Origin of the sequence: Arthrobacter antioxidans (genome assembly GCF_023100725.1) — a bacterium.
Taxonomy (GTDB): Bacteria; Actinomycetota; Actinomycetes; order Actinomycetales; family Micrococcaceae; genus Arthrobacter_D; species Arthrobacter_D antioxidans.
In genome coordinates, this window is sequence record NZ_CP095501.1 from 3,458,724 (window position 1) to 3,481,959 (window position 23,236).

Here is a 23,236-nt window from a genome sequence, read left to right on the forward strand (position 1 = left end):
CACCCCGAGCGTGGACTCAGGCGTCCGCGGAGACGAGCAGGGCCGCTTCGAGCCGCTTGCGCTGGTCCACGGGCAGGAGCGCGCGGTACTGGGGGAACTCCCGGAGGAACTCCCGGACCCGCGGGCAGTAGGGCACGACGGCGATGCGCCGCTGGTGGGCGTTGAGGAGTACCCGACGGATCAGCGCGGGTTCGACGTCGACGGGGTCGAACTGCGGATCGACGACGGCCTGGATCAGCACGGCGTACGGACCCTTCATCTCGTACTTGACGTGGCCCACCATGGTGCCGTCGCTGAAGAGCTCGAAGCGCGAGAACAGGGAATTGTCACGGAAGCCACCGCGGGCCTTGGTGGGTTCGCTGCGTGTCTCGGCCTGCACCTCGCGGCGCTCGATCTCCTCGACCAGCAGCTCGTAGTGGTGAACGGCTTCCATCGCGGGGAAGTCGCGGTCGAGCATCCGGTACGTCTGGTTGCAGAGGACCCTCAGCTGCCGGTTCGACACGGTGGAGAGGTCGGCGGGAAAGCCCGCGTCATCCGGACGGGCTGCCGCATTCCGGGTGATTTCAGGGACGGCGGCCATTCCGAACTGCTGGGGGTCGACGGCCTGCGCTGTCTGGGTACGGTAATCGGCGAACGAAGAAGATCGCATGGTCAGCTCCACGATGGTGGTTCAAAGGCCCGCTGCTAGGCTCTATCGCAACTATACCGTGTCTCGGACCGATACGAAATCGGACATTCTTCACATACCGTTCCCGGCCGCTGCGCGGGCCGATGCGGGCTTGAGTGAAACTTGAGGAGCCAGACGTGCCCACCCGGATGCCGAGCGGACTATCGTGACAGGAGGACCGGCAGTCCGCGTCCGGATGATCCTGGACCCGAGGAGCCCGCGTTGCAGCCCCAGACAGCCTGTGCGGCCATGACGGAATCCTCCCTGACCCTCCACGAGGTGTACCTCCACTACCTCAACTCGGGTGGCTTCTTCGACGAGTTCGAGATGGACGCCTATCTCCACGGCCTCGCCCCGCTGCCGCGCGAGGAACGCGACTGCATCGCCCAGGCCGTGAACGAACTCATCGACGACCTGCTCGCGAGCGGCGTCCGGGGCCGCCCGTCCCGCGCGTCGTACAGCCGCGCCCCTGAGCCGCTGCGATTCCCGCAGCGCGCGCGCGGGGTGCGGGAAGAGCGCCCGTAACCTCTCGATGTCGGTGCGCGTGGTCGGGCCGTCCTCCGACCCGCCGACCGCGAGGACGCTCGAGCCGCTGCCGGACAGGTCTTCCAGCGGGTAGGACGCCCACAGCACGAACCCGCCGGGCTTGTTTGACGGGAGGATCGCCGCGGGACAGGCTGGTGCTGACCCCTCGCCTCCCGACCAGGAGTACCACCATGGCACCCGCCCCCACCGTCCTGCTCCGCAGCGGCGCCCACCTCCCCCTCCTCGGCCTCGGCACGTGGCCGCTGAACGACGCCGAGGCCGCGGACACCGTGGATCTCGCCCTCAGGACCGGCTACCGGCTGATCGATACGGCGGAGAACTACCGGAACGAGCGGGGCGTCGGGGAGGGCATCCGCCGCTCCGGGGTCCCGCGGGAGGAGCTGTTCGTCACGACGAAGTTCAACCGCGAACACCACAGCCGGGAGGGCGTTCGGCGCGCCTTCGAGACCAGCGCCGGACTGCTGGGCCTCGACTACGTCGACCTGCTGCTGGTCCACTGGCCCAATCCCGGCCAGGGGCGCCACGTCGAAGCGGTCGAGGGCATCGTCGCGCTGATGGAGGAGGGCCTCGTCCGCGCCGTGGGCACGTCGAACTACAAGCCGGCGCATCTGCAGCAGGTCATCGACGCCGGGATGATCCCTGACGTGAACCAGATCCAGCTCGACCCGCAGCGGCCGCGCATCGTGGACCGCGCGTTCCACAACGAATACGGCATCGTGACCCAGGCCTGGAGCCCGCTGGGCCAGGGCAGCGGGCTGCTCGACGAGCCCGCCGTCGTCGCGATCGCCGAGGCCCACGGCCGGACGCCCGCGCAGGTGGTGCTGCGCTGGCACGTCCAGCAGGGCGTGGTCGCCATCCCGAAGTCCTCGAACCCCGAGCGGCTGGCCCGGAACCTGGACATCTTCGACTTCGAGCTCTCCGGGGCGGAGCTGGCCGCCCTCTACGTTCTCGACGCCGGCCGGGCCGACGTCGTCGATTCGGACGAGTTCGGGCACTGAGCCGACGCGCCGCCCCGGTGATGCAGCGGTCCGGGCCGCCCTAGGGCCAGAGCATCTCCCGGCGCCAGCCCTCACCGAAGCGGCTGTACAGCAGGCGGGTGTGGCGCCGCTCCTGGTCGGCCTGCCAGAACTCGACGGCGTCGGGCGCCACGGTGAAGACCGTCCAGGTGGTCGAGGCGAGGCGGTCCGCCGCCTCGAGGCGGCGCACCTGCTCCGCCACCGCGGTGTCGACGTCGTCCCTACTGCGTACCACCGTGCTCTGGCCGCCGGCCAGCACCAGGGCACGGGCCACCGGGTGGCGGCGCTGGAAATCGGCGTCGTTCTCCTCCGTGGTGCCGGTGGAGACCGCTCCCCGGATCCTGACCTGGCGGCCGACCTCCGGCCAGAAGAAGGTCAGCGCGGCGGAGGGGGTCCCCGCCAGCTGGCGGCCCTTCGGACTGTCGCTGCTGGAGGCCACCTGCCATCCCTCGGGCGTCAGGTCCTTCAGGATCACGATGCGCGCATCCGGCAGGCCGTCGTCCCCCACCGTCGCGAGGTTGAGCGCGTGGGGAGCGGCGACGCCGTCCTCCACCGCCCGCTCCAGCCACTCGACGAACAGCGGGATCGGGGAATCGGGGGCTGCCGCAGGGTCGAAGGGCGGCATCTCGTCGGGGAACACCGGAACGCCGCGGACGATGTCGCGGATCATGCCTGGATCGCTCATGCGGCCAGCCTAGCCCTCGTGCCCGGCGACATCCGACGGGCTGCTGCGCAACCCGTCGCCCCGGGTCTCCCCCCGGGATGCCGTTCCCCGGGCCGGGGCATAGAGTCGGTGGATGCCAGCGCACCAGGACCACTACGTCGGACCACGAGACCTCACCCGGTGGACGTCGCCGGTGGGCCGGTTCCTCGTCCGGTGCGTCCGCCCGCTCGCCCGCTGGGCCGGTCCGCACGCGGCCCTGCTGCTCCTCATCGCGGTCGGCGGCGGGGTCGCCGCTGCCCTCACCGCGGCGTCGGCCGAAGTGTACGAGTCGGTGGTGGAGGCCGACGGCGTCGCGGCCCTGGACCAGCCGGCCCTGGACCTCGCCGTGTCGATGCGCGAGGGCTGGTTCGATGCCTTCATCACCGGCTACACGAACATCGGCGGACCGATCGGCATGCCCATCCTCGCCGTGTCGGTCATGGTGCTGCTTGCCGTCCACCGCCGCTCCTGGACCCCCGTGATCCTGCTGCCGGCCGCGGCGTTCGGCTCCCTCCTCATGACGGTCGCCGGCAAGGATGCGATCGGCCGCCTGCGTCCGCCCATCGACCTCGCCGTCCCGCCCTACGAGTCCTCGCCGTCGTTCCCCAGCGGGCATTCCCTCAACGCCGTCGTCATCGCCGGCATCGTGGCGTACCTCCTCGTCCTGCGGCAGGAGCGCAGGCGCACCCGCGCGCTGACCGTCGCCCTGGCCGTCGTCTTCGCCGTGACCATGGGCCTCAGCCGGGTCTACCTCGGCCACCACTGGTTCACGGACGTGCTGGTCGCCTGGACGCTCGGGGTCGCCTGGCTCGCCGTCGTCATCACCGCGCACCGGCTCTACCTGACGTTCCGCCTGCACCGGACAGCCACCCGTGGCGTCCCCGCCTGAGCAGCCCGACGCCGGTCCGACGCCCGCCCTGCGGCCGCTCCGGCGGGACGCCCGGCACAACCGCGAGGTGGTCCTCGCCGCCGCCCGGCGCATGTTCGCCGTCCACGGCGCGGAGTGCAGCTTCGAGGACATCGCCCGCGAGGCCGGCGTGGGCGTGGGGACCGTGTACCGACGGTTCCCCGATCGCCGCACCCTCATCGAGGCCATCCTCGAACAGCGCGTGACGGACGTCGACGCGGCGGTGTCCGAGGCCCTCGCGCTCGAGGACACCTGGGCGGCAGCGCGCCTGTTCATCGGCTCCGCGGCCCGCATGCAGCTCGAGGACCGCGGACTGCGGGAGCTCCTGCACGACCACGGCTTCGTGTCCGCGGGGCTCGCGATGCTGCGGCATCGGATCGCTCCGGCCGCCGAGGAGTTCGCCGCACGGCTGAGGCACGACGGCGCGCGGGAGGACCTCACCGGCGACGACGTGCTGGTGCTCATCCGCATGCTGGGCTCACTGCCTCCGGAGGCAGGCACAGCCAGCCCGACCGGCCGGGATGCGGGGTTCGAGCGATACCTCGGCCTCGTCCTGGACGGCGTCCGCCGGCGGCCGGCCACCGAAGGATAAGCAGAACCGACGGATTCCCGTCAAGAATAATGATTACCCCTTACCGACGGCCCGCTTCATACTGGGGGGTGCCATACAGGCACCCCCCACCCAGGAACGGACGATGATGTCGGACAAATCAGCCCTGCAAGGCTCACGATCGGTGTTGCGGCGCAAACCGATCGACAACGTCGAGGACGAGACGGGCCGCTCGACCCTGTTCAAGAGCCTCGGCCTCTGGCAGCTGACCGCCATCGGCGTCGGCGGCATCATCGGCGTCGGGATCTTCACGCTCGCGGGGCTCGTCGCGAACGGCGGCCCGGACGGCGAGCCGGTGGGCCCGGCCGTCCTCATCTCGTTCCTCATCGCGGGCCTGGCCAGTGCGGCCGCCGCGCTGTCCTACGCCGAGTTCGCCGGGATGATCCCCCGCGCCGGCTCCGCCTATACCTACGGCTACGTGGCCCTCGGTGAGATCGTCGGCTGGTTCATCGGCTGGGACCTGCTCCTCGAGTACATCGCGATCGTGGCCGTCGTGGCCATCGGTATCTCGGGGTACTTCACCGAGTTCATGTCCGGCATCGGCATCACCGTGCCCACGTGGATGCAGGGCACGCCGGACACGATCGAGGGCGGCGTGATCAACGTGCCGGCCATCGTGGTCTGCCTGCTCGTGACCTTCATCCTCAGCCGCGGCACCAAGACCTTCGGCCGGTTCGAGCTCGTGGCGGTCGGCCTGAAGATCCTGCTGATCCTCGGCATCGTGGGCCTCGGCTTCTTCTACGTGAACGCCGAGAACTACTCGCCGTTCGTCCCGTCCGGTTTCGGCGCCGTCTTCGCCGGTGCCGCCACCGTGTTCTTCGCCGTGTTCGGGTACGACGCCATGAGCACCGCCGCCGAGGAGGCCAAGGACGGCAAGAAGCACATGCCGAAGGCCATCCTCCTGTCCCTCCTCATCGCGATGATCCTGTACGTCCTGGCGACCCTCGTGCTCACCGGGATGCAGAACTACAAGGACATCAGCCCCACCGCAGGCTTCGCCTCGGCCTTCCAGTCCGTGGGGCTCCCCGTCGTCGCGACGGTCATCTCGGCCTTCGCCGTCATCTCCATCCTCACCGTCATGCTGACCTTCCTCCTCGGCGTCACCCGCGTCTGGTTCTCGATGAGCCGCGACGGGCTCCTGCCGGCCTGGTTCTCGACGACGGACCGCAACGGCACGCCGCAGCGCGTCACCTGGATCGCCGGGATCGCCTCGGCGTTCCTCGCCGGGGTGTTCCCCATCCGCGCGGTCGCCGACCTCACCAACATCGGCATCCTCGCGGCGTTCGTCGTCGTCTGCATCGCGGTGATCGTGCTGCGGCGCACGCGTCCCGAGGTGCCCCGGACGTTCAAGCTGCCGCTGATGCCGATCGTCCCCGCGTTCGGCGTCCTCGCATCGCTGTTCCTGATGCTGCAGCTGCACTGGGAGACGTGGCTGCGCTTCGGCGTGTGGCTCCTGATCGGCCTCGCCATCTACTTCTTCTACGGCCGGAAGCACTCGCTCATGAACCCGGACAGCCCGCGCCACGCGCTCATGAAGCAGCAGGCCTAGCCCCAACCGGGTGGGACGGGGCCTGCGTCACGAACGTGCGGCGGGCCCCGTCAGCTCCTATCCTCGACAGGTGCACGGCCTCCCCGCGGCCGTAGACCCACCTCCCCCACCACCGAAGGACCAGCCCCCCATGGACCTCTTCCGGACCAAGTCCATCGAGCAGTCGATCAAGGACTCCGATGAAAAGGGGCACGGCCTCAAACGGTCCCTCACCACGTGGGACCTCATGGTCATGGGCGTCGCCGTCGCCGTGGGCGCCGGCATCTTCTCGGTGGGCGCGCAGGCCGCCGCCTTCAACGCGGGCCCCGCGGTGACCATCTCCTTCGTCCTCGCCGCGATCACGTGCGCCCTCGCGATCATGTGTTATGCCGAGTTCGCGACAGCACTGCCCGTCGCGGGAAGCGCCTACGTCTTCACCTACGCCACGATGGGTGAGCTGATCGCCTGGATCATCGGCTGGAACCTGATCCTCGAGCTGCTCATGGCCGCCGCGGTCATCGCGAAGTTCTGGGGTGTCTACCTCTCCGATCTGTTCAGCGCGCTCGACCTCGACGTCCCTGCGGAGGTCAGCCTGCTGGGCCTCGACCTCGCCTGGGGGCCGCTGCTGATCGTCGCGGTCTTCACCGCCGTCCTGATCTGGGGTACCAAGCTGTCCGCGCGGGTCAACAGCGTCTTCACGATCATCAAGATCGGCATCGTGCTGTTCGTGATCGTCGTGGGCTTCTTCTACGTGAACCCCGAGAACTACACGCCGTTCATCCCTGCCTCCGAGCCGGCGACGGACGGCGGCACCGGCTGGGCCGACCAGCCCTTCCTCTCCTTCCTCAGCGGGGCCACACCGGCCGCCTTCGGTTTCACCGGCATCATCTCGGGCGCGGCGCTGGTGTTCTTCGCGTTCATCGGGTTCGATGTCGTCGCCACCTCGGCCGAGGAGGTGAAGAACCCGAGCCGCACCCTCCCCCGCGGCATCTTCGCGGGCCTCGCCGTCGTCAGCGTGCTCTACATCCTGGTGACCCTGGTCGTGACCGGCATGGTCCCCTACACCGAGCTCGGGGCCTCCGGCGCCCCCTCGCTGGCCACCGCCTTCCAGCTGGTCGGCGCGGACTGGGCCGCGGGCGTCATCTCGGTGGGCAGCCTGATCGGACTGACCACCGTGATCATGGTGCTGCTGATGGGCCTGGCGCGGGTGATCTTCGCGCTCAGCCGTGACGGGCTGATGCCGCGCGCGCTCAGCCGCACCTCGGACAAGCATGGGACGCCGGCGCGGACGCAGGTGCTCTGCGGTGTCGTCGTCGCCCTGCTCGCCGGGTTCACGCAGGTGGAGGTCCTCGCCGAGATGATCAACATCGGCACGCTGTCCGCCTTCATCACGGTGAGCCTCGGGATCATCGTCCTGCGCCACAAGCGTCCGGACCTCACTCCGGCCTTCCGCGTCCCGTTCGGCAAGGTCATCCCGATCGCCTCCGCCCTGCTCTGCCTCTACCTGATGTTCAACCTCGCCACCATCACGTGGCTGTTCTTCGCAGGGTGGCTGGTACTCGGCTTCGCCCTCTACTTCGCGTACGGCAACCGGCATTCCCGCCTCGGGGCGCAGCAGCGCAAGGACGCGGAGGATTCCGCGTCCGTGTGAGGTGCGCGGGCGCCCCGGACACGGGATGATGGACTCCCCGGGTAGCGTCGCCGGGGACCGCCGAGCCGATCAGGAGAACCACGATGTCCCAGGATCCCTATCCCAGCGAACTCCCCTCCCCCGGCCACAGGAACCCGTACGACGGCGGTGCCTACGGGAATCCCGGCGGCTACCCGCCGGGCAGCCCCTACCAGCCGACCGGCAGCTATCCGTCGGGCCTCTACCAGTCCTCGTACCAGACGATGGAGGGCGAGAAGGCGGCCCAGCTCTCCCTGATCCTCGGCCTCGTGGGGTTCTTCGTGGCGGGCATCATCCTCGGGCCGCTCGCCATCTGGCAGGCCCGGAAGGCCGAGCGCCTCGGCGTGCCCGCCACCGCGGGGAAGGTCCTCGGCTGGATCGTCACGGCCCTCTACGCGCTCGCGATCCTGGCCGGCATCCTGTTCGTCGTCCTCATCATCGTGGGATTCGGCGCCACGGCCAGTTTCGGCGGCTGACCGGCGGTTTCAGGGGCTGACCGGCAGATTCAGCGGCTGACCGGCCACCTGGGTCGTCGGTCCCTCAGAGCGTGGGGAACAGGTGGGTGGCCTGCTCGCCCGCCTCGAACACGCGCGAGTGCGGCCCCGTCCCGACGATCAGCGGATCGGGCGTCCCGACGACGTCGTGGTCCTTCTCGTCGTAGTCGAGGACGGACAGGATGTAGCGCATCGCCTCGATCCGGGCCCGCTTCTTGTCGTTGCTCTTGATGACCGTCCACGGGGCGTCGGCCGTGTTCGTGTAGAAGAACATCGCCTCCTTGGCCGCCGTGTACTCGTCCCACTTGTCGAGGGACTGCAGGTCCATGGGGCTGAGCTTCCAGCGACGCACCGGATCCGTGTGGCGCTTGGCGAAGCGCCGGCGCTGTTCGGCCTGCGACACGGAGAACCAGAACTTGGTGAGGTGCGTGTCGCTGCGGACGAGCATGCGTTCGAATTCGGGGGCCTGCCGCATGAACTCGAGGTACTCCGTGGGCGAGCAGAACCCCATGACGCGCTCCACTCCGGCCCGGTTGTACCAGGACCGGTCGAACAGCACGATCTCGCCGCCCGAGGGGAGCGTGGAGACGTAGCGCTGGAAGTACCACTGCGTCTTCTCCTTGTCGCTCGGCTTGTCCAGGGCCACGATCCGCGCGCCGCGCGGGTTCAGGTTCTCCATGAAACGCTTGATGGTCCCGCCCTTGCCGGCGGCGTCACGTCCCTCGAACACCAGCGCGACCTTGGCCTCGTTCGCCCGGACCCACCCCTGCATCTTGAGCAGTTCGATCTGAAGGGCCCTCTTGGCCGTCTGGTACTCCCGCTCCGTCATCTTCTTCGCGTACGGGTAGTCCTCGCGCCACGTCGGCTGGTCCGGGTGCGGCAGGAGCATGGGGGCGTCGCCTGCCGTGTGGGGGTTGGGGACCGGGATGGCCGTCGCTTCGAGGGCGGGGGCGCCGTCGATCACAGCGCCGTCGCGGACTGCTTTTCCTGAACTCATCCCTGGTCCTCCGGATTCGACCGTGCCGCGCGGATGCCCCATCCTCTCAGAGAAAGCGCCACGGAGATACGGTGTCGGGAGATACGGTGCCGGGGAATCCCCTGCGCCCGCCACGGGTTACAGCCCACGACCGACCCGCCGAGCAAGGAGCATCCGTGACCCATGTCCCGACCCCTGAGGAACGCTGGCTGCGCTTCCGGGCCTCCCGTGATGCGGCACTGGCCGAGGAGCACGGCTGGCTGACCCTGACGTCCTTCCAGTGGCTCGGCAGGGAGCCGGCGCGGGTCGACGTCGTGCCCGGGCTCTGGTCCTCCACGGACGACGCCGCGCAGCTGACCGCAGGGGCGTCGGACGGCCTGACCGATCTGACCGATCCGACGGGCGGCAGGATCGTGGAGGGGACCGTGGAGGCGACCCTCGAGGACGAGGAATCGCTGATGTGGGTGGCCCACGGCGGGGAGGACGGACGCCGCGTCGTCGTCGAACTGGCGCGGCGCGCCGGCCGCTACGCCCTCCGGACCAGGGATGCCTCCTCGCCCACGCGGGCCCGCTTCACCGGCGTGCCCACCTTCGACTACCGGCCCGATCTCGTGGTGGAGGGACGGTTCGAACCGTACGGGGAGCCCCTGCACGAACCGATCCCCACCGCCCACCCGGAGGTGCCCGGAATGCACGAGACGGCCGGCGACGTGGTCTTCTCCCTTCCCGGCGACAGCCACCCGTTCCGGCTCCACGCCGCCCAGGACGCGTCGGGGGCGCTCTCGATCACCTTCCACGACACGACGAACGGCATCACCACCGCGGCATGGCGCAAGGTGACCACGCGCCGGCCCCGCCCGGACGGCGGAGTGGTCCTCGACTTCAACCGGGCGATCAACTACCCGAGCGCCTTCACGCTCTACGGGACCTGCCCCGCACCGGTCGGCGCGAACACCGTCGACGCCCCCATCGAGGCGGGGGAGAGAAGCCCGGCGGGCGTTCCGGCGGCGTCTCACGCCTCCGTGTCGGGGTAGATGCTCGGGAGGAACACCGCGCGGCGGCGGGGACGACGCCGGAGCACAATGGTGGGGTGACCGATCCGTTCGACGCCCTGATTCCCCGCCCGCGACGGGAGCTCGCGCCCGGCGCCGTGCACATCCCCGACTGGCTGGACCCCGACCGGCAGCGCCGCCTGGTGGACCTCTGCCGCACCTGGGCGAGCGGTCCCGTCCCGATGCGCGCGGTGACCATGCCGACCGGCGGCGTGATGTCCGTGAAGAGCGTGAGCCTCGGCTGGCACTGGCTGCCGTACCGGTACAGCCGCACGGCCGACGACGTCGGAGGCGCCGCCGTCGCGCCCTTCCCGGACGTGCTGCGCTCGCTGGGGCGTGACGCCGTGACGGCCGCCTACGGGGAGCACGCGGGCTCCTCCTACGAGCCCGACGCCGCCCTCGTGAACTACTACGACGACGCGGCCCGGATGGGCATGCACCAGGACCGCGAGGAGCGGGTGAGCGCTCCGGTCGTCTCACTGAGTCTCGGTGCGGCGTGCGTGTTCCGCTTCGGCACCACGGAAAGCCGGAACCGCCCCTGGCAGGACGTGCAGCTCGCCTCCGGCGATCTGTTCGTCTTCGGCGGACCCTCGCGCTTCGCCTACCACGGTGTCCTGCGGACCCTTCCCGGGACCGCGCCGCCCGGCATCGGCTTCGAAGGGCGGCTCAACATCACGCTGCGGCAGACGGGCCTCGGTTAGTGCCGCCGGTCGGCGAGGATGATCCCCCGGGCGTAGGCGGCCTGGCCGGCGTGTTGCACGGCGTCGTCGAGCACGCTCACGAGCCGGACGAGCAGGGTGACCGGCGGATCCCACCGCTCATCGACCACCCGGTGCAGCTCCTGTTCCTCGAGGTCCGCCACGAGGCTCCGGGAGAGCCCGTGGACCGCGTCGAAATAGTCCAGCAGCTGCTGGGCGGACGCCACGCGCACGGCGTCGACCTGCTCCTCCGAGTGCCGGTAGCCGGTGTCCTCGCGGTCCAGTGGGAGGTCCCAGAGGTCCGCGAAACCGCCGGCCCGCCACACCTGGTCGTGGCCGAACGCCTCTGCGAGGTGGCTGTCCTCCACACGGGTGAGGTGCCAGACCAGCCAGGCGATCGAGTTCGCGGATCCACCCGGGCGGACGGACAGCTGGTGGGCATCGAGGCCGCGCACGGCGCCGCGGACGAGGTCCGGCAGCCGGCCGAAGGCTTCGGAGAGGACCTCGACGGACGTCATCGGCCGTCCCGTCCTGCGGCGCGGGCCGTCCCGGGCCGGCGGAGCCGACGGCGCAGGGAGCCCGGCACGAGCGGGAGGATCACGGCGGTGTCGCGAAGCCCCGCAGGCGTGTCCTCCGCATCCGGCTGCTCCGCGCGGGTTTCCCGCCGCTCGAGCTCCTCGACGACGGCGTAGTAGCGCTCCCGGCTCTCGAGGGAGGGACGGTCCAGGTCGAGGACCTGGTAGGTGCGGTTGCAGAGGATCCGGAGGTGGCGGGTCGACACGCCCCGGAGATCGTCAGGGACGTCGGCGGCCGCACCGAGGAGGCCGGGGAGGAGTGTGCGTCGGCTTTCCCGGACGGGTGGCACCCCGTGCAACCACGCGGTGGGATGTTCGAGGTTGTGAGGAAGATGTTCCATGGCCTGCTCCACTGTGGGGGTCCATGGCCCGCTGCTCGACCAGTTCCCTGCAGTCTAGGTGTCCGGCATCCTGAGGGAAAGCGTCTCGCACTGGAAGGAATCGCTTGCACCGCGGGGGACGCCGGCCTCCCGGTAGAAGCCTTCGATATGGTCGCGGATCAGGTCCGCCGCCGTCACTCCCCGGCCGGCCAGCACCGCCTCCAGGATGGCGCGGTGCTCCCTCCGGAGGCGGTCGGAGGTGGTGGTCCAGTCCGGGAGCCCGGCCGTGAGCCGCTGAGTGTACGCGGCGATCGATCCGCGGAGCGATCCCATCATGGCGCCGATCAGCACATTGCCGGCAGCCTCCGCGAGCGCCACGTGGAAGAGGGCATCGCGCTCCAGGAAACCGTCCGGGCCGTCGTCGTGCTGGTCCATCTCGTCGAGGAGCAGGGCTGCGCGCGCCAGGGCGGGCGAGTCCGCGGAGGCATGGGCCGCCGCCCACGTCTCGAGCAGCAGTCGTGTCTCGACGACATCCGTGACGGGCAGGTGCGTGCTCGCGACGTGGAGCCGCAGTGCGGAGTCCAGGGCCAGCGCCGGGTTGCCGGTGATGACCGTCCCCGCCTGCGGGCCGGAGCCCACACCGGCGCGGACGACGCCGAGCGCCTCGAGCACGCGGGTCCCCTCGCGCACGGAGGCGCGGGAGATGCCGAGCCGCTCCGCCATCGCGCGCTCCCCCGGCAGGCGTGACCCGATGGCCAGCCGACCCGCCGCGAGTTCCTGCTCGAGCCATGCAGAGACCGCCTGGTGATTGCGCATGCGGCCAGCATAGCTTGTGTGGTCGGACCACAGCCCGTAGGATCTGTGGCCTGACCTCACCCGGCGCTCGACGACCGCCGGTGGGCGTCGGCCCGACGACGAGCAAAGGCAGACCATGCAGACACCCTCGAAGGCATCCGTCCCCCCCGCCCTGAGGCGCCGCATCCCCAGGGTCGCGGACCTCGCACCCCTCATGCAGTTCAAGAAGCCGGAGTTCGGTGGCACCGCACGCCTGCAGCGGGCCAACACCATCTGGGATCTCCGGGACCTCGCCAAGCGGCGCACACCCACCGCGCCCTTCGACTACACGGACGGTGCGGCGGAGGCCGAGATCTCCCTGGGGCGTGCACGGCAGGCGTTCCTCGACGTCGAGTTCCGGCCGGGCATCCTGCGGGACGTGGAGACGGTCAGTACGGTCACCCCGATCCTCGGGCGGGACGCCGCGCTGCCGTTCGGCATCGCCCCGACAGGCTTCACCCGCATGATGCAGTCCGAGGGCGAGTACGCCGGCTCCCAGGCCGCCGCGGCAGCGGGCATCCCGTACACGCTCTCGACCATGGGCACGGCGTCCATCGAGGACGTGGCGCAGGCGGCGCCGGACGGGCGCAACTGGTTCCAGCTGTATCTGTGGACGGACCGCGACCGTTCCATGGAGCTCATCGCCCGCGCCGCCGCCGCGGGCAACGACACCCTCATGGTCACGGTGGACACCGCCGTCGCCGGAGCCCGGCTCCGGGACGTCCGGAACGGGATGACCATCCCTCCCGCACTGACCCTGAAGACCGTCGTGGACGCTTCGTACCGGCCGGCGTGGTGGTTCAACTTCCTCACCCATGAGCCGCTGTCCTTCGCCTCCCTTTCCCGCTACTCCGGCACGGTGGCGGACCTCATCAACTCGATGTTCGACCCCACCCTCACGTTCGAGGACCTCGACTGGCTGCGCAGCGTGTGGAAGGGCAACCTCGTGGTGAAGGGCATCCAGACGCTCGACGACGCCAAGAAGGCGGTGGACCATGGCGCCGACGGCATCATCCTGTCCAACCACGGCGGGCGCCAGCTGGACCGCGCTCCCGTCCCGCTGCACCTGCTGCCGCGCGTCGCCGCCGAACTGAAGGGCAAGACGGCGATCATCCTCGACACGGGCATCATGAGCGGCGGGGACGTCGTCGCCGCCGTGGCACTCGGCGCCGACTTCACCCTGATCGGCCGGGCCTACCTGTACGGGCTCATGGCCGGAGGGCGGAAGGGCGTGGACCGCACGATCGAGATCCTCGGCACGCAGACCGCCCGCACCATGCAACTGCTGGGCGTGGACCGGATCGGGGACCTCAACCCCGACCACGTCCGGCTGCTCGGTGAGGCCCCTGCCGACGCGGATCTGCCGAACGCCGCGATGACCCTGTAGGCACCGTCGCCGAGGACCATCCCGGGCCTCCGGATCCCGTCACATATCGATCCGATAACGATTCCCTGAAGAGCCCGGATGCCGGTCTAGTCTTTTCTGCAGTGGACCTGCCCCGGGCGGAGCCCAAGGATCAGTCGTGGGAGATCAATATGGCGCGTAGTCGGGTGCATCATCCGCTGCACTACCGGCGCGCCCGCTCCCTGCTGTTCGTGATCGGCCTCTTCTGGCTGTGGCTGTGGCTCGGCAGTGGGGCACTCCTGGACGGGCTCCACCACTCCCCGGTCCACGCGGCACTGGCGGTGTACGCCCTCGCCATCGTCATCCTCGTGTCCATCCCCGCCGCGCTGCTCGCGGTGATCCGGATGATCCTCACACACCCCCGCCGGACCGCCGTCGTCGTGCCACTGCCCGCCGCCCGCCAGGCACCGCACGAGGACGCGCACTGGTGGTACGGCGAGAAGGCCTCCTGAGGACGGCCGACCGGAGGCTGGAACGGCGCCCCGGTGCGGGAGCGCCACCGGTCCGCTCCGGCGGGTGACTAGCCCGCGCAGTCGGTGCAGTACTGACGGCCGTTCTTCTCGAGGGCGACCTGGCTGCGGTGCCGGACCAGGAAACAGGACGCACACGTGAACTCGTCCTCCTGCGGCGGGATCACCTGGATGAGGAGTTCCTCGCCGGAGAGATCGGCGCCCGGCAGGTCGATGCCCTCCGCGGTGTCCCCGTCCTCGACGTCGACCGACGACGACTGGGCCGTGCTGCCGCGGTTCGCCTGCAGCGCCTCCAGGGATTCCGCTTCCTTGTCCTCGTCGTTGTTGCGCGGTGCGTCGTAGTCCGTTGCCATGCCGATACCGTTCTTTGTGGGGGGCTGGTGCCCGGTGGGCTCGTGCAGCAATCGATTGTAATAGCAGGAACCGACGCCGGCCCGGGTTCCAGCGCTCGGCGTGGCGCTTGTCATACCACTCGGCGCCCGCGGCCGCCCGTCCGGGAAGCGGTGGATTCTTCCCGGGTCCACTGGCACGCTGGAGATCGGCCCGACCCATCGACGACGGGGAACATCATCGCCTCCTCCACGCGACCGCCCACACCCGCTCCACGGACGGGCCCGCATCAGTTCGGGCGCCGGAACGTGCTGGTGGGGGTCCTGTTCGGCTGCGGGATCATCGCGTTCATCGACGAAGCCGTGTTCCACCAGTTGCTCCACTGGCACCACTTCTACGACCGGTCGACGCCCGCCGCCGGCCTCGTGTCGGACGGCCTCTTCCACGCCTTCAGCTGGTTCGCGACCGTGGCCTCGCTCTTCCTGTTCGCCGACCTCCGACGCCGCGACGCGCTCGACACCCGCCGATGGGCGGGCGGAATCCTCGTGGGAATCGGCGCCTTCCAGCTGTACGACGGCCTGGTGCACCACAAGGTCCTGGATCTGCACCAGATCCGCTACGGCGTGGACCTCCTTCCGTACGACCTGCTGTGGAACGGCGCCGCCGTGGTATTCGTGGTCGCGGGCCTCGTGGTGCTCCGGACGGCCGGGCGTGCCGGGCGCAGGGCCGGCGCCGCGGATCGTGCCTGACTCTCCGCACCACACCGGCTCGCCGACGACCGGCGTCACCGACCCGGCCGTCTTCGCGCTCGATGCCGCCGCCGGCGCCGTCTGGCTCGGCCTCGCCCTGCTGTACCTGGCCGCCGGGCGTGCCGCCGCGCTGCGCGGACGCGACGCCCGTCCGCTCCGGCACTCGATCGCCTGGCTGTCCGGGACGGCGCTCGGACTCGCAGTGACCGCCGGCCCCCTCGCACGCGCAGCCGCCACGAGCTTCACCGGGCACATGGCCGTCCATCTGGTCCTCGGCATGGTCGTCCCGCTGCTGCTCGTCCTCGGCGCTCCCGCCACCGCCTTCCTGCGTGCAGTGCCGGCTAGGCTGGGGCGCGGGTACAGCAGGATGGCCCGCACCGCGGCGCTCCGACTGCTCGTCCATCCCGTCACCGCGATGCTCCTCGCCACGGTGCCCATGGCCCTCCTGTACTGGGACGGCACTGTGCTCGCGGTGCAGCACCACGCCGTCCTCGGACCGCTCCTCCACGTCCACTTCGTGGTGTCCGGCGCCCTCTTCGCCTATGCCGTCATCGGAATAGATCCTCATCCGCAGCGCGCTCCCGCCTGGATCCGGGCAGGAGTGATCGTCGTGTCGATCGCCGTGCACGGGATGGTCGCCAAGCACCTGTACGCCGTGGCCGGCCGGAATGGGCTGCCGGCCGACACCGAGCAGGCGGCGCAGCTGATGTACTACGGCGGCGACGTGGCGCACGCCCTCCTGCTCGTCCTCTTCTGCGCGCAGGTCTATCGCGAAACCGGGCGACGCCTGTCCCCGGGCAGGGCGAAGCGAAGGGCCACGACGAGCGGCGGCGCATGACAGGGGCCGACGGCCTGTCCGCCGTGTCGGCGAGTATCGCGGTCGCGGACGGAGTCGAGGACCGGCTCGCGGCGAACGCCGAGAAGGAGCTCGCCCTGGTCCCGACCTGCTCGACGTACCAGATCGAGATGCAGGGAGTCATCGTGCGGGGCACCATGCAATCCGCGGGGACCGGCATGGAGGGTTCCACGTCCTTCGGGATCAGGAACTCTATCGTGCTGCCCGACGGCCGGCAGCAGAACGACACCACCGTGACGGCTGCTCGAGGCGATCTGCCGGTGACCGACACGAGCCAGGTGATGGGTTCACCCAGCGGGTCCTCGGCAGCGCTGGAACAGCTGGCGGGACGCGTCCCCGCAGCGGCCGGGAGGGGTAGACCGCGACATGGACACCGGCAGGTCGGTCCGCATATAACCAGTCAGTAGAACTAGTTGACAGTATGGTTCGTTTTTCTGACTCGAGAGGGCGGGCGATGATGCAGACCACCGGCGATGCATCCGGCGGGGAAGAGACGGCAGCCGCCGCCGCCGACCTCGAGTCCCAGGAATGGCACCTCGACCAGCTCGCCGGCGACCTCGAAACCGCCGTCGTCCGCGCCGCGGACGCGGGTGGGTCCGTCGCGGCCATCGCCGAAGCCGCGCACCTGGAGCCGCGCGACGTCCAGGACCTTGCCGCGGGCGGCCGGCAGTTCGTCGACGTAGGCTAGTCAGCGCCCCGGCTGCAGCTGGGGCACTGCCCGACCAGGGCGGGCGCGAGCAGACGGAAGGGCCTGTGCCATGAACGAACCCGAGTGGGTCCAGCACGCGATCTGGTGGCAGGTCTATCCTCTCGGCTTCACGGGCGCGGAGAAATCCGCCACCCGGGAGCCGGCCGCGGCGCATCGCCTGCTCGATCTGATCCCCTGGCTCGACTACGCCGTGGAGCTGGGCGCATCAGGGCTGGCACTCGGTCCCGTCTTCGCCTCCGAGACGCACGGCTACGACACCACCGACTACTTCGCGATCGATCCGCGGCTGGGCACGCTCGAGGACTTCGACACCCTCGTCGCGGAAGCAGCCGGGCGCGGACTGCGCATCATCCTCGACGGCGTCTTCAACCACACGGGCCGCTCCTTCACGCCGTTCCAGCAGGTCCTCGCACAGGGGCCGGATGCTCCGACCGCTGCCTGGTTCTCCCTCGACTGGCCCGACGGCGCCGGTCCCGGCGTCGAGCCCGGGTACCGCGACTTCGAGGGCCACCACCACCTGGTGGCCCTGAACCACGAGGAGCCCGCCGTCGCGGACTTCGTCGTCGGGGTCATGGAGTACTGGCTGGGGCGGGGGGCGGACGGCTGGCGCCTCGACGCCGCCTACGCCGCGCCGTCGCAGTTCTGGGCCGGGGTCACGCGGCGCGTCCGGGCGGCGTACCCCGATGCGTACTTCGTGGGTGAATACATCCACGGGGACTACGCGGCGGCGGTCCGGACCGGCGGCATCGATTCCACCACGCAGTACGAGCTGTGGAAGGCCATCTGGAGCTCGCTCAACGATGCGAACTTCTACGAACTCGCCGCCGCCCTCGAGCGGCACGACGCACTCCTCGACGCCTTCGCTCCGCTGACCTTCATCGGGAACCACGACGTCACGCGCATCGCGAGCAAGCTGGAGGACCCCGCCCTCGTGGAGCACGCCGCCGTCGTCCTCTTCACGGTCGGCGGCACGCCGTCCGTGTACTACGGGGACGAGCAGGGCTACCGCGGCATCAAGGCGGACCGCGCCGGGGGCGACGACGACGTCCGCCCGCTCTTCCCGCCCTCACCGGACGACCTCTCCCCGATCGGCCATCCCGTCTTCGCCCTGCACAAGGAACTCATCGGACTGCGCCGTCGGCACGCATGGCTGCACCGGGCGACGACCACAATGCTCCACCTGTCCAACGAGGTGCTCGCCTACCGCACCGCACGGGGCCCCGACGCGCTCGTGGTGCTGCTGAACCTCTCGCACGAGGGCAGGCGGGTGGGGATCGCGGGAGCCTCGTCCGTCCTCGCCGGGGAGGCGGCGGTCGACGACGGCACGGACTCGGCGCTCGTGCCGGCACGCGGCTGGGCGGTCCTCGGCTGAGGCACCTCCCGCGTGGATAATGGAGTTCCACACCATGTTGCAGGGAGGGTCTGATGAGTTGGGACGCGCAGTCCGGGACCACGGACACGGCCGATTTCACCCCCTGGCCACGGCCCGTCCCGTGGCACGTGCTCAGTGCGATCAAGAAGGTGCTCCTCGTGGCCGCGGTCCTGGTGGGAGTCCACCAGCTCTTCCCCGCCACGAGCATCGGCTCCTCCTTGAGCAGTACCTTCACGCTGCTGGTGGTGATGTCCTGGCTCGGACCGCTGGCCCGGATCCTCGCGGCGAAGCCCTGGACACGCAAGGCGCCCGACACCGAGTAGCCGACGCGGCGCGACGGTGACCCTGGCCTCGTCTGCGGGACCGTGGAGCGATCATCGTCCTCCACCCCGGAGTGGACGTGGCCGGACGGACGTTCCTCGTCGGGGGGCTAGGAATGGTCCGTCGAATCCTCGAGCACCCGGCACAGATCGACCACACCACGGGTGGTGTCCCTCACGATCTCCACGGAATCGGGTTCCACGGCGTCTTCGTCCTCGGAGAGGCTGATCTTGATCTTCAGCTTTCCGTAGTCGAAGTAGAACAGTTCCGGGAACCCTCCTCTGTCCAGCGCCGCCGAGTCGGTCGCACTCACCGGGTAGACGATCGAGGGTCCTACCAACGCTTCCACGACGACCGACTTGTCCGCCGAGATTCGCTGGCTGCCCGGTCCGGAGACGTCCAGCTCGTCGATGAAGCCCCCGTCCGGGAGGTCCCCGCCAGGGTCCGCCGTCAGATCCACGGTGCCGCTGCCCCGGAATTTGACCACCGTGGACCCGTCACGCTTGACCCTGGACTTGTAGTGGACGTCCTGGACGTCTCCGGAAGTCATGGTGACATTGGTACCGCACGCCGGGAACGCGATGGGGTCGTAGTACTCGTCGGGGACGGGAAGGTACTCACCATCGGTGTCCGCCGGGGGCCAGGGAGCGGCGGGCTCCTCCTCGGCGGCCGTAGCGGAAGCGACCGTTCCAGCGACCAGCGACAGCGTGGCGAGAAGGGAAAAGCACAGCGTGTTCTGGATTCTCATCTCAGACTCCTCGATGCGGCAGGAGTGCAGCCGTGGTGCGTCCTGCCCGGATAAGGGTTGGATGCCGTGAAGGCGACGGGTCCACCGACAGAACGGTCATCTCCGTGTCCGCCGGTCCGGCCGTGCACCGCTACAAGGTACGCCCGGATTTTTCGGGCTGTCAATGGCAGCCGACCACCTACCGCTACCTCAATACAAGGGGGACCTACCCGCCGGAGCGCTGCCTCGTCGTAGGTCAGGCCACTCCTCCGACGGAGGACGTGCCAGGGCGGATTGCGAGGAGGTCGCTGCTTCGCCCCGCGGCGACGACGGAGACACATCATGATGCGAGACCGTACACATCCGACGATCTCGAGTGGAGCTTAGGGGAATCGAACCCCTGACCTTTTCATTGCGAACGAAACGCTCTACCAACTGAGCTAAAGCCCCGGATACTACTTCCGGACACCAACACTGTACCCAGAAGTTCCCGCTACGCCCAAAGCGTGGGTGCATCCCGGCCACGGCACGGATGTCAGCGGGCGGGCGTAGTCTTCTCCCCATGTCCAGCACCCCCACACCGGCCACCGCCGACACCCTGCAGCACGACGGCGTCAGGGCGTGGCCGGCCCTCTGGTCGCTCGTCATCGGCTTCTTCATGATCCTCGTGGATTCGACGATCGTCTCGGTGGCAACCCCGGCCATCATGGACGGGCTGAACGCCGGGATCGACAGCGTCATCTGGGTGACCAGTGCCTATCTGCTGGCCTATGCCGTCCCGCTGCTCGTGACGGGCCGGCTGGGCGACCGTTTCGGACCGAAGCGCATCTATCTGGTGGGCCTGGTGGTCTTCACGCTTTCGAGCGCCTGGTGCGGGCTCTCCGGCACGGTGGAGGCGCTCATCCTCGCCCGCGTGCTGCAGGGACTGGGCGCGGCGCTCATGACGCCGCAGACCATGTCCGTCATCACCCGGATCTTCCCGCCCGAGCGGCGCGGTGCCGCCATGGGCCTGTGGGGTTCGGTCGCCGGGATCGCGACCCTCGTGGGTCCCGTGCTCGGCGGCATCATCGTGGACTCCGCCGGGTGGGAATGGATCTTCTTCATCAACGTCCCGATCGGCGTGATCGGCTTCATCCTCGCCTCCCGCCTCGTCCCGACCCTGCCCACCACCTCCCACCGCTTCGACATGCTCGGTGTGTTCCTCAGCGCCGCCGGCCTGTTCTGCCTCGTCTTCGGCATCCAGGAGGGCGAGACCTACGACTGGGGCACCATCGCCGGCCCCCTCTCCGTCTGGTCGCTGATCATCACGGGCATCGTGCTGCTCGTCGCCTTCGTGGTCTGGCAGAAGATCAACCGTGGCGAGCCCCTCGTGCCGCTGCGGTTGTTCCGGGACCGCAATTTCTCCCTTGCCAACACCTCCATCAGCGCCATGGGCTTCGCCATCACCACCATGACCCTTCCCCTCATGCTGTACGCACAGACGGTCCGCGGTCTCTCGCCCACACAGGCGGCGCTGCTCCTGACCCCCATGGCCATCATCTCCGGCGCCCTCGCCCCCTTCGTCGGCAAGTTCGTCCAGCGGGGCAACCCCAAGTACATGGCGATCGCGGGTTTTGCCGGCATGTCGGCGTCCCTCTTCTGGATGGGGTCCATCCTCACGCCGGACGTCCCGATCTGGCAGCTCCTGCTGCCGATCTCCCTGCTCGGCCTCTCCAGCGCGGGGATCTGGGCGCCGGTGTCCCTCACCGCCACCAGGAACCTCGCCCCATCGCTGGCGGGAGCTGGGTCCGGCGTCTACAACACCACCCGCCAGATGGGCGCCGTGCTCGGCAGTGCCGCGATCGCGGCGATGATGCAGTCACGCCTCATGGCGAACCTCGACGGCGGCGGCATGAGCGCCACGCCCGGGGGGTCGCTGCCCGACGAGGCGAAGGCGGGCTACGCCCTCTCGATGGGCCAGTCCCTCTACCTCCCGGCCGCCGTCGTCATCATCGGCTTCCTCGCCGCGCTGTTCTTCGCCAGGCCGCAGCCGAACAACCAGTGGTCCCGCGACGCCGGGGCCGCGGGTGCGACGCCGGCACCCCCGGCCGACTCACGGCCGGGGGCGAACTCCCGGGAGACGACACCCGCCGAATCCTGAGCTGTTGCCTCAGGGAACTACCGGTAGTCTTCTGGCATGACCGATGAGACGAAGGACACCCCCGGTACCCCCGCGCAGGAACCGGACACCCGGGCCAGGGAGGTGTCGGACGATTTCGCCGTCCGGGAGCACACCTCCGCCTCGGGGCTGAAGTACACGACGACGACCGGGCGCCTCGTCCTGCGGCGCGAGGAGACGAAGGACGGCAAGGCGGACGGCTTCAAGCCGAAGGCCGAGATCTTCATCGTCGCGTACACCAAGCAGGACGCGGAGCCGGACCGGCCCGTCACCTTCGCCTTCAACGGCGGCCCCGGGTCCGCCTCCGTGTGGCTCCACCTGGGACTGCTGGGTCCGCGCCTGGTGGACTCGGGAGACGTCGGCGCCATGACGCCCGCCCCCTTCGGGCTCGTCGACAACCCGGGCAGCCTGCTCGAGTCGAGCGACCTCGTCATGATCGACCCCGTGAACACCGGCTACTCCCGCGTCGTCGACGGCGAGGCGGCCGACGAGTTCCACGCCTTCGTGCAGGACCGCGACCTCGTGGCCGAGGTCATCCGTCTCTGGACCACGCGGAACAACCGCTGGCTCTCCCCCAAGTACCTGGTGGGCGAGTCGTACGGCACGCTGCGCGCCGTCGCGGTGGCCGGGCGCCTGTTCGACGCCTACGGCATGGCGGTCAACGGACTCGGCCTGATCTCGACCGTGCTCAACATGTCCACCCTGCGCTTCTTCCCGGGCAGCGACCTGCCCTACGCGCTCCACCTGCCCACCTACGCAGCCATCGCGCACTACCACGGGCGGCACGGCGACCGGGAGCTCTCCGACGTGCTCCGCGAGGCCGAGGAGTTCGCGGCCCGCGACTTCGGCTACGCGCTGACGCAGGGCCACCGCTTGAGCCCGGCGGAGTACGACGACGTCGTCACGCGACTGCACGCCATCACGACGCTCGACGAGGGCTTCATCCGCCGCACGAACCTCCGCTGGGCGTACCACGAGTTCGCCGCCGAGCTCCTGCGCGGGCAGGGCCTCGCGGTCGGTCGCATCGACGGACGGTTCGCGGCCCGCCCCGAGAACCGGCAGGCCTCGGACTCCTCCGACGACCCGAGCATGCGGGCGATCACCGGGCCGTACTCGGCAGCCATGAACCACTACGTCCGGGCGGAACTCGGCTACGAGAACGACCTCCCCTACGAGATCCTCACCGCCCGCGTCCAGCCCTGGAGCTACCGGACGTTCGAGGGCGCCCCCGTCGACGTCTCCGGCGTCCTCGAGCGGCTCCTCGTGCACAATCCGGCGCTGCGCGTACACGTGGACTACGGCTATCACGACGGCGCCACGCCCCACTTCGCGGCCGAGTACGTCTGGGCGCACATGGACCTCGACGACGCCGCCCGGGCCCGCTTCACGCACCACTATCACGAGGCCGGCCACATGATGTACCTCAACCCGGTAGCACGAGACGCCCAGCTGCGCGCGCTGGCGGCATTCGTCACGGACAACCGGACCGCGCAGTAGATCATCAGTAGGATGATGAAATCGACCGGACGTGACCCTCACGGCCG

The 23,236-nt window shown here is 69.7% G+C and carries 27 protein-coding genes and 1 tRNA gene; 19 read left to right on the forward strand and 9 right to left on the reverse strand.

The features are described 5' to 3' along the window. Positions 1–16: 16 nt before the first annotated feature. Complete coding sequence (locus MWM45_RS16005; protein WP_247827295.1) at positions 17–649, reverse strand: GNAT family N-acetyltransferase; 633 nt, start codon at positions 647–649, stop codon at positions 17–19. Between the two features lie 240 nt (positions 650–889). On the opposite strand from MWM45_RS16005, the gene MWM45_RS16010 reads away from it, so the two are divergent. Both MWM45_RS16010 and MWM45_RS16015 read left to right on the forward strand, forming a co-directional pair. Further along, positions 890–1,192 (forward strand): hypothetical protein, encoded by a 303-nt coding sequence (locus MWM45_RS16010; RefSeq protein WP_247827296.1) that lies wholly within the window; start codon positions 890–892, stop codon positions 1,190–1,192. 191 nt (positions 1,193–1,383) lie between these two features. Next, a complete protein-coding gene (locus MWM45_RS16015) occupies positions 1,384–2,211 on the forward strand; it encodes an aldo/keto reductase (protein WP_247827297.1) in 828 nt (275 codons plus the stop codon). Positions 2,212–2,251: 40 nt separating this feature from the next. On the opposite strand, the gene MWM45_RS16020 is transcribed toward MWM45_RS16015, so the two are convergent. Continuing rightward, positions 2,252–2,914, reverse strand: a complete 663-nt coding sequence (locus MWM45_RS16020; protein ID WP_247827298.1) for a pyridoxine/pyridoxamine 5'-phosphate oxidase — start codon at positions 2,912–2,914, stop codon at positions 2,252–2,254. A 112-nt stretch (positions 2,915–3,026) separates the two neighbouring features. On the opposite strand from MWM45_RS16020, the gene MWM45_RS16025 reads away from it, so the two are divergent. The 5 genes from MWM45_RS16025 (at position 3,027) to MWM45_RS16045 (ending at position 8,122) form a co-directional block, all read left to right on the forward strand. Next, positions 3,027–3,821: a phosphatase PAP2 family protein gene (locus MWM45_RS16025; protein ID WP_247827299.1), complete on the forward strand. Its 795-nt coding sequence runs from the start codon at positions 3,027–3,029 to the stop codon at positions 3,819–3,821. Beyond that, positions 3,805–4,431 (forward strand): TetR/AcrR family transcriptional regulator, encoded by a 627-nt coding sequence (locus MWM45_RS16030; protein ID WP_247827300.1) that lies wholly within the window; start codon positions 3,805–3,807, stop codon positions 4,429–4,431. Before MWM45_RS16025 ends, MWM45_RS16030 begins: the two co-directional genes overlap by 17 nt. 106 nt (positions 4,432–4,537) lie before the next feature. After that, positions 4,538–5,998, forward strand: a complete 1,461-nt coding sequence (locus MWM45_RS16035) for an amino acid permease (protein ID WP_247829266.1) — start codon at positions 4,538–4,540, stop codon at positions 5,996–5,998. Between the two features lie 130 nt (positions 5,999–6,128). After that, positions 6,129–7,628, forward strand: a complete 1,500-nt coding sequence (locus MWM45_RS16040; protein WP_247827301.1) for an APC family permease — start codon at positions 6,129–6,131, stop codon at positions 7,626–7,628. Between the two features lie 83 nt (positions 7,629–7,711). Beyond that, a complete protein-coding gene (locus tag MWM45_RS16045) occupies positions 7,712–8,122 on the forward strand; it encodes a DUF4190 domain-containing protein (protein ID WP_052273921.1) in 411 nt (136 codons plus the stop codon). Between the two features lie 64 nt (positions 8,123–8,186). Here the strand turns inward: MWM45_RS16045 and ppk2 are convergent, their stop codons facing one another. Then, positions 8,187–9,137 carry a polyphosphate kinase 2 gene (gene ppk2, locus MWM45_RS16050; RefSeq protein WP_418909705.1) on the reverse strand — a complete coding sequence of 317 codons (951 nt, stop codon included), beginning with the start codon at positions 9,135–9,137 and terminating at the stop codon, positions 8,187–8,189. Between the two features lie 155 nt (positions 9,138–9,292). Here ppk2 and MWM45_RS16055 point away from each other — a divergent pair, with 155 nt between their 5' ends. Both MWM45_RS16055 and MWM45_RS16060 read left to right on the forward strand, forming a co-directional pair. Further along, positions 9,293–10,150 (forward strand): DUF1684 domain-containing protein, encoded by an 858-nt coding sequence (locus MWM45_RS16055; RefSeq protein WP_247827302.1) that lies wholly within the window; start codon positions 9,293–9,295, stop codon positions 10,148–10,150. Between the two features lie 56 nt (positions 10,151–10,206). After that, positions 10,207–10,869, forward strand: a complete 663-nt coding sequence (locus MWM45_RS16060; protein WP_247827303.1) for an alpha-ketoglutarate-dependent dioxygenase AlkB family protein — start codon at positions 10,207–10,209, stop codon at positions 10,867–10,869. Here MWM45_RS16060 and MWM45_RS16065 read toward each other — a convergent pair. From MWM45_RS16065 to MWM45_RS16075, 3 genes are read right to left on the reverse strand one after another with little or no spacing between them, the layout of a single operon-like run. Further along, entirely contained in the window at positions 10,866–11,384 is a 519-nt protein-coding gene (locus MWM45_RS16065) for a mycothiol transferase (protein ID WP_247827304.1), read from the reverse strand. The genes MWM45_RS16060 and MWM45_RS16065 overlap by 4 nt on opposite strands. Next, on the reverse strand, positions 11,381–11,782 hold the full coding sequence (locus MWM45_RS16070; RefSeq protein ID WP_247827305.1) for a hypothetical protein: 402 nt from the start codon (positions 11,780–11,782) through the stop codon (positions 11,381–11,383). The genes MWM45_RS16065 and MWM45_RS16070 overlap by 4 nt, the downstream gene beginning before the upstream one ends. A 54-nt stretch (positions 11,783–11,836) precedes the next feature. Then, positions 11,837–12,577, reverse strand: a complete 741-nt coding sequence (locus MWM45_RS16075; protein ID WP_247827306.1) for a FadR/GntR family transcriptional regulator — start codon at positions 12,575–12,577, stop codon at positions 11,837–11,839. Between the two features lie 115 nt (positions 12,578–12,692). Here MWM45_RS16075 and MWM45_RS16080 point away from each other — a divergent pair, with 115 nt between their 5' ends. Both MWM45_RS16080 and MWM45_RS16085 read left to right on the forward strand, forming a co-directional pair. Next, entirely contained in the window at positions 12,693–13,982 is a 1,290-nt protein-coding gene (locus MWM45_RS16080) for an alpha-hydroxy acid oxidase (RefSeq protein WP_247827307.1), read from the forward strand. Positions 13,983–14,131: 149 nt separating this feature from the next. Next, a complete protein-coding gene (locus MWM45_RS16085; RefSeq protein ID WP_247827308.1) occupies positions 14,132–14,452 on the forward strand; it encodes a hypothetical protein in 321 nt (106 codons plus the stop codon). 68 nt (positions 14,453–14,520) lie between these two features. Here MWM45_RS16085 and MWM45_RS16090 read toward each other — a convergent pair whose 3' ends face one another. Next, positions 14,521–14,823, reverse strand: coding sequence for a DUF4193 domain-containing protein (locus tag MWM45_RS16090; RefSeq protein ID WP_247827309.1), 303 nt, complete (start codon positions 14,821–14,823; stop codon positions 14,521–14,523). A 291-nt stretch (positions 14,824–15,114) separates the two neighbouring features. On the opposite strand from MWM45_RS16090, the gene MWM45_RS16095 reads away from it, so the two are divergent. From MWM45_RS16095 to MWM45_RS16120, 6 genes are all read left to right on the forward strand, one after another. After that, positions 15,115–15,549: a DUF2243 domain-containing protein gene (locus tag MWM45_RS16095; protein ID WP_336296674.1), complete on the forward strand. Its 435-nt coding sequence runs from the start codon at positions 15,115–15,117 to the stop codon at positions 15,547–15,549. Beyond that, positions 15,542–16,387: a cytochrome c oxidase assembly protein gene (locus MWM45_RS16100; protein ID WP_247827310.1), complete on the forward strand. Its 846-nt coding sequence runs from the start codon at positions 15,542–15,544 to the stop codon at positions 16,385–16,387. The genes MWM45_RS16095 and MWM45_RS16100 overlap by 8 nt, the downstream gene beginning before the upstream one ends. After that, on the forward strand, positions 16,384–16,812 hold the full coding sequence (locus MWM45_RS16105) for a hypothetical protein (RefSeq protein ID WP_247827311.1): 429 nt from the start codon (positions 16,384–16,386) through the stop codon (positions 16,810–16,812). Before MWM45_RS16100 ends, MWM45_RS16105 begins: the two co-directional genes overlap by 4 nt. 47 nt (positions 16,813–16,859) lie before the next feature. Beyond that, positions 16,860–17,093: a hypothetical protein gene (locus MWM45_RS16110; RefSeq protein ID WP_247827312.1), complete on the forward strand. Its 234-nt coding sequence runs from the start codon at positions 16,860–16,862 to the stop codon at positions 17,091–17,093. A gap of 70 nt (positions 17,094–17,163) precedes the next feature. Then, the gene (locus MWM45_RS16115) at positions 17,164–18,486 is read left to right on the forward strand and encodes an alpha-amylase family glycosyl hydrolase (RefSeq protein WP_247827313.1); all 1,323 of its coding nucleotides are present in this window, start codon (positions 17,164–17,166) and stop codon (positions 18,484–18,486) included. 53 nt (positions 18,487–18,539) lie between these two features. Beyond that, positions 18,540–18,809, forward strand: coding sequence for a hypothetical protein (locus tag MWM45_RS16120; protein WP_247827314.1), 270 nt, complete (start codon positions 18,540–18,542; stop codon positions 18,807–18,809). A 107-nt stretch (positions 18,810–18,916) separates the two neighbouring features. Here the strand turns inward: MWM45_RS16120 and MWM45_RS16125 are convergent, their stop codons facing one another. Then, entirely contained in the window at positions 18,917–19,555 is a 639-nt protein-coding gene (locus tag MWM45_RS16125) for a hypothetical protein (protein WP_247827315.1), read from the reverse strand. Positions 19,556–19,911: 356 nt separating this feature from the next. After that, positions 19,912–19,984 (reverse strand) — tRNA-Ala (locus MWM45_RS16130). 112 nt (positions 19,985–20,096) lie between these two features. On the opposite strand from MWM45_RS16130, the gene MWM45_RS16135 reads away from it, so the two are divergent. Further along, positions 20,097–21,674, forward strand: coding sequence for a DHA2 family efflux MFS transporter permease subunit (locus tag MWM45_RS16135; protein ID WP_247827316.1), 1,578 nt, complete (start codon positions 20,097–20,099; stop codon positions 21,672–21,674). A gap of 36 nt (positions 21,675–21,710) precedes the next feature. After that, complete coding sequence (locus MWM45_RS16140; RefSeq protein ID WP_247827317.1) at positions 21,711–23,189, forward strand: S10 family peptidase; 1,479 nt, start codon at positions 21,711–21,713, stop codon at positions 23,187–23,189. The last annotated feature ends 47 nt before the right edge of the window (positions 23,190–23,236 follow it).

Coding starts and splice junctions, on each gene's coding strand:
- MWM45_RS16005 (WP_247827295.1), bottom strand. CDS start 649: ATGCGATCTTCTTCGTTCGCCGATTACCGTACCCAGACAGCGCAGGCC.
- MWM45_RS16015 (WP_247827297.1), top strand. CDS start 1,384: ATGGCACCCGCCCCCACCGTCCTGCTCCGCAGCGGCGCCCACCTCCCC.
- MWM45_RS16020 (WP_247827298.1), bottom strand. CDS start 2,914: ATGAGCGATCCAGGCATGATCCGCGACATCGTCCGCGGCGTTCCGGTG.
- MWM45_RS16025 (WP_247827299.1), top strand. CDS start 3,027: ATGCCAGCGCACCAGGACCACTACGTCGGACCACGAGACCTCACCCGG.
- MWM45_RS16035 (WP_247829266.1), top strand. CDS start 4,538: ATGTCGGACAAATCAGCCCTGCAAGGCTCACGATCGGTGTTGCGGCGC.
- MWM45_RS16040 (WP_247827301.1), top strand. CDS start 6,129: ATGGACCTCTTCCGGACCAAGTCCATCGAGCAGTCGATCAAGGACTCC.
- MWM45_RS16045 (WP_052273921.1), top strand. CDS start 7,712: ATGTCCCAGGATCCCTATCCCAGCGAACTCCCCTCCCCCGGCCACAGG.
- ppk2 (WP_418909705.1), bottom strand. CDS start 9,137: ATGAGTTCAGGAAAAGCAGTCCGCGACGGCGCTGTGATCGACGGCGCC.
- MWM45_RS16065 (WP_247827304.1), bottom strand. CDS start 11,384: ATGACGTCCGTCGAGGTCCTCTCCGAAGCCTTCGGCCGGCTGCCGGAC.
- MWM45_RS16070 (WP_247827305.1), bottom strand. CDS start 11,782: ATGGAACATCTTCCTCACAACCTCGAACATCCCACCGCGTGGTTGCAC.
- MWM45_RS16075 (WP_247827306.1), bottom strand. CDS start 12,577: ATGCGCAATCACCAGGCGGTCTCTGCATGGCTCGAGCAGGAACTCGCG.
- MWM45_RS16080 (WP_247827307.1), top strand. CDS start 12,693: ATGCAGACACCCTCGAAGGCATCCGTCCCCCCCGCCCTGAGGCGCCGC.
- MWM45_RS16085 (WP_247827308.1), top strand. CDS start 14,132: ATGGCGCGTAGTCGGGTGCATCATCCGCTGCACTACCGGCGCGCCCGC.
- MWM45_RS16090 (WP_247827309.1), bottom strand. CDS start 14,823: ATGGCAACGGACTACGACGCACCGCGCAACAACGACGAGGACAAGGAA.
- MWM45_RS16105 (WP_247827311.1), top strand. CDS start 16,384: ATGACAGGGGCCGACGGCCTGTCCGCCGTGTCGGCGAGTATCGCGGTC.
- MWM45_RS16110 (WP_247827312.1), top strand. CDS start 16,860: ATGATGCAGACCACCGGCGATGCATCCGGCGGGGAAGAGACGGCAGCC.
- MWM45_RS16115 (WP_247827313.1), top strand. CDS start 17,164: ATGAACGAACCCGAGTGGGTCCAGCACGCGATCTGGTGGCAGGTCTAT.
- MWM45_RS16120 (WP_247827314.1), top strand. CDS start 18,540: ATGAGTTGGGACGCGCAGTCCGGGACCACGGACACGGCCGATTTCACC.
- MWM45_RS16125 (WP_247827315.1), bottom strand. CDS start 19,555: ATGAGAATCCAGAACACGCTGTGCTTTTCCCTTCTCGCCACGCTGTCG.
- MWM45_RS16135 (WP_247827316.1), top strand. CDS start 20,097: ATGTCCAGCACCCCCACACCGGCCACCGCCGACACCCTGCAGCACGAC.
- MWM45_RS16140 (WP_247827317.1), top strand. CDS start 21,711: ATGACCGATGAGACGAAGGACACCCCCGGTACCCCCGCGCAGGAACCG.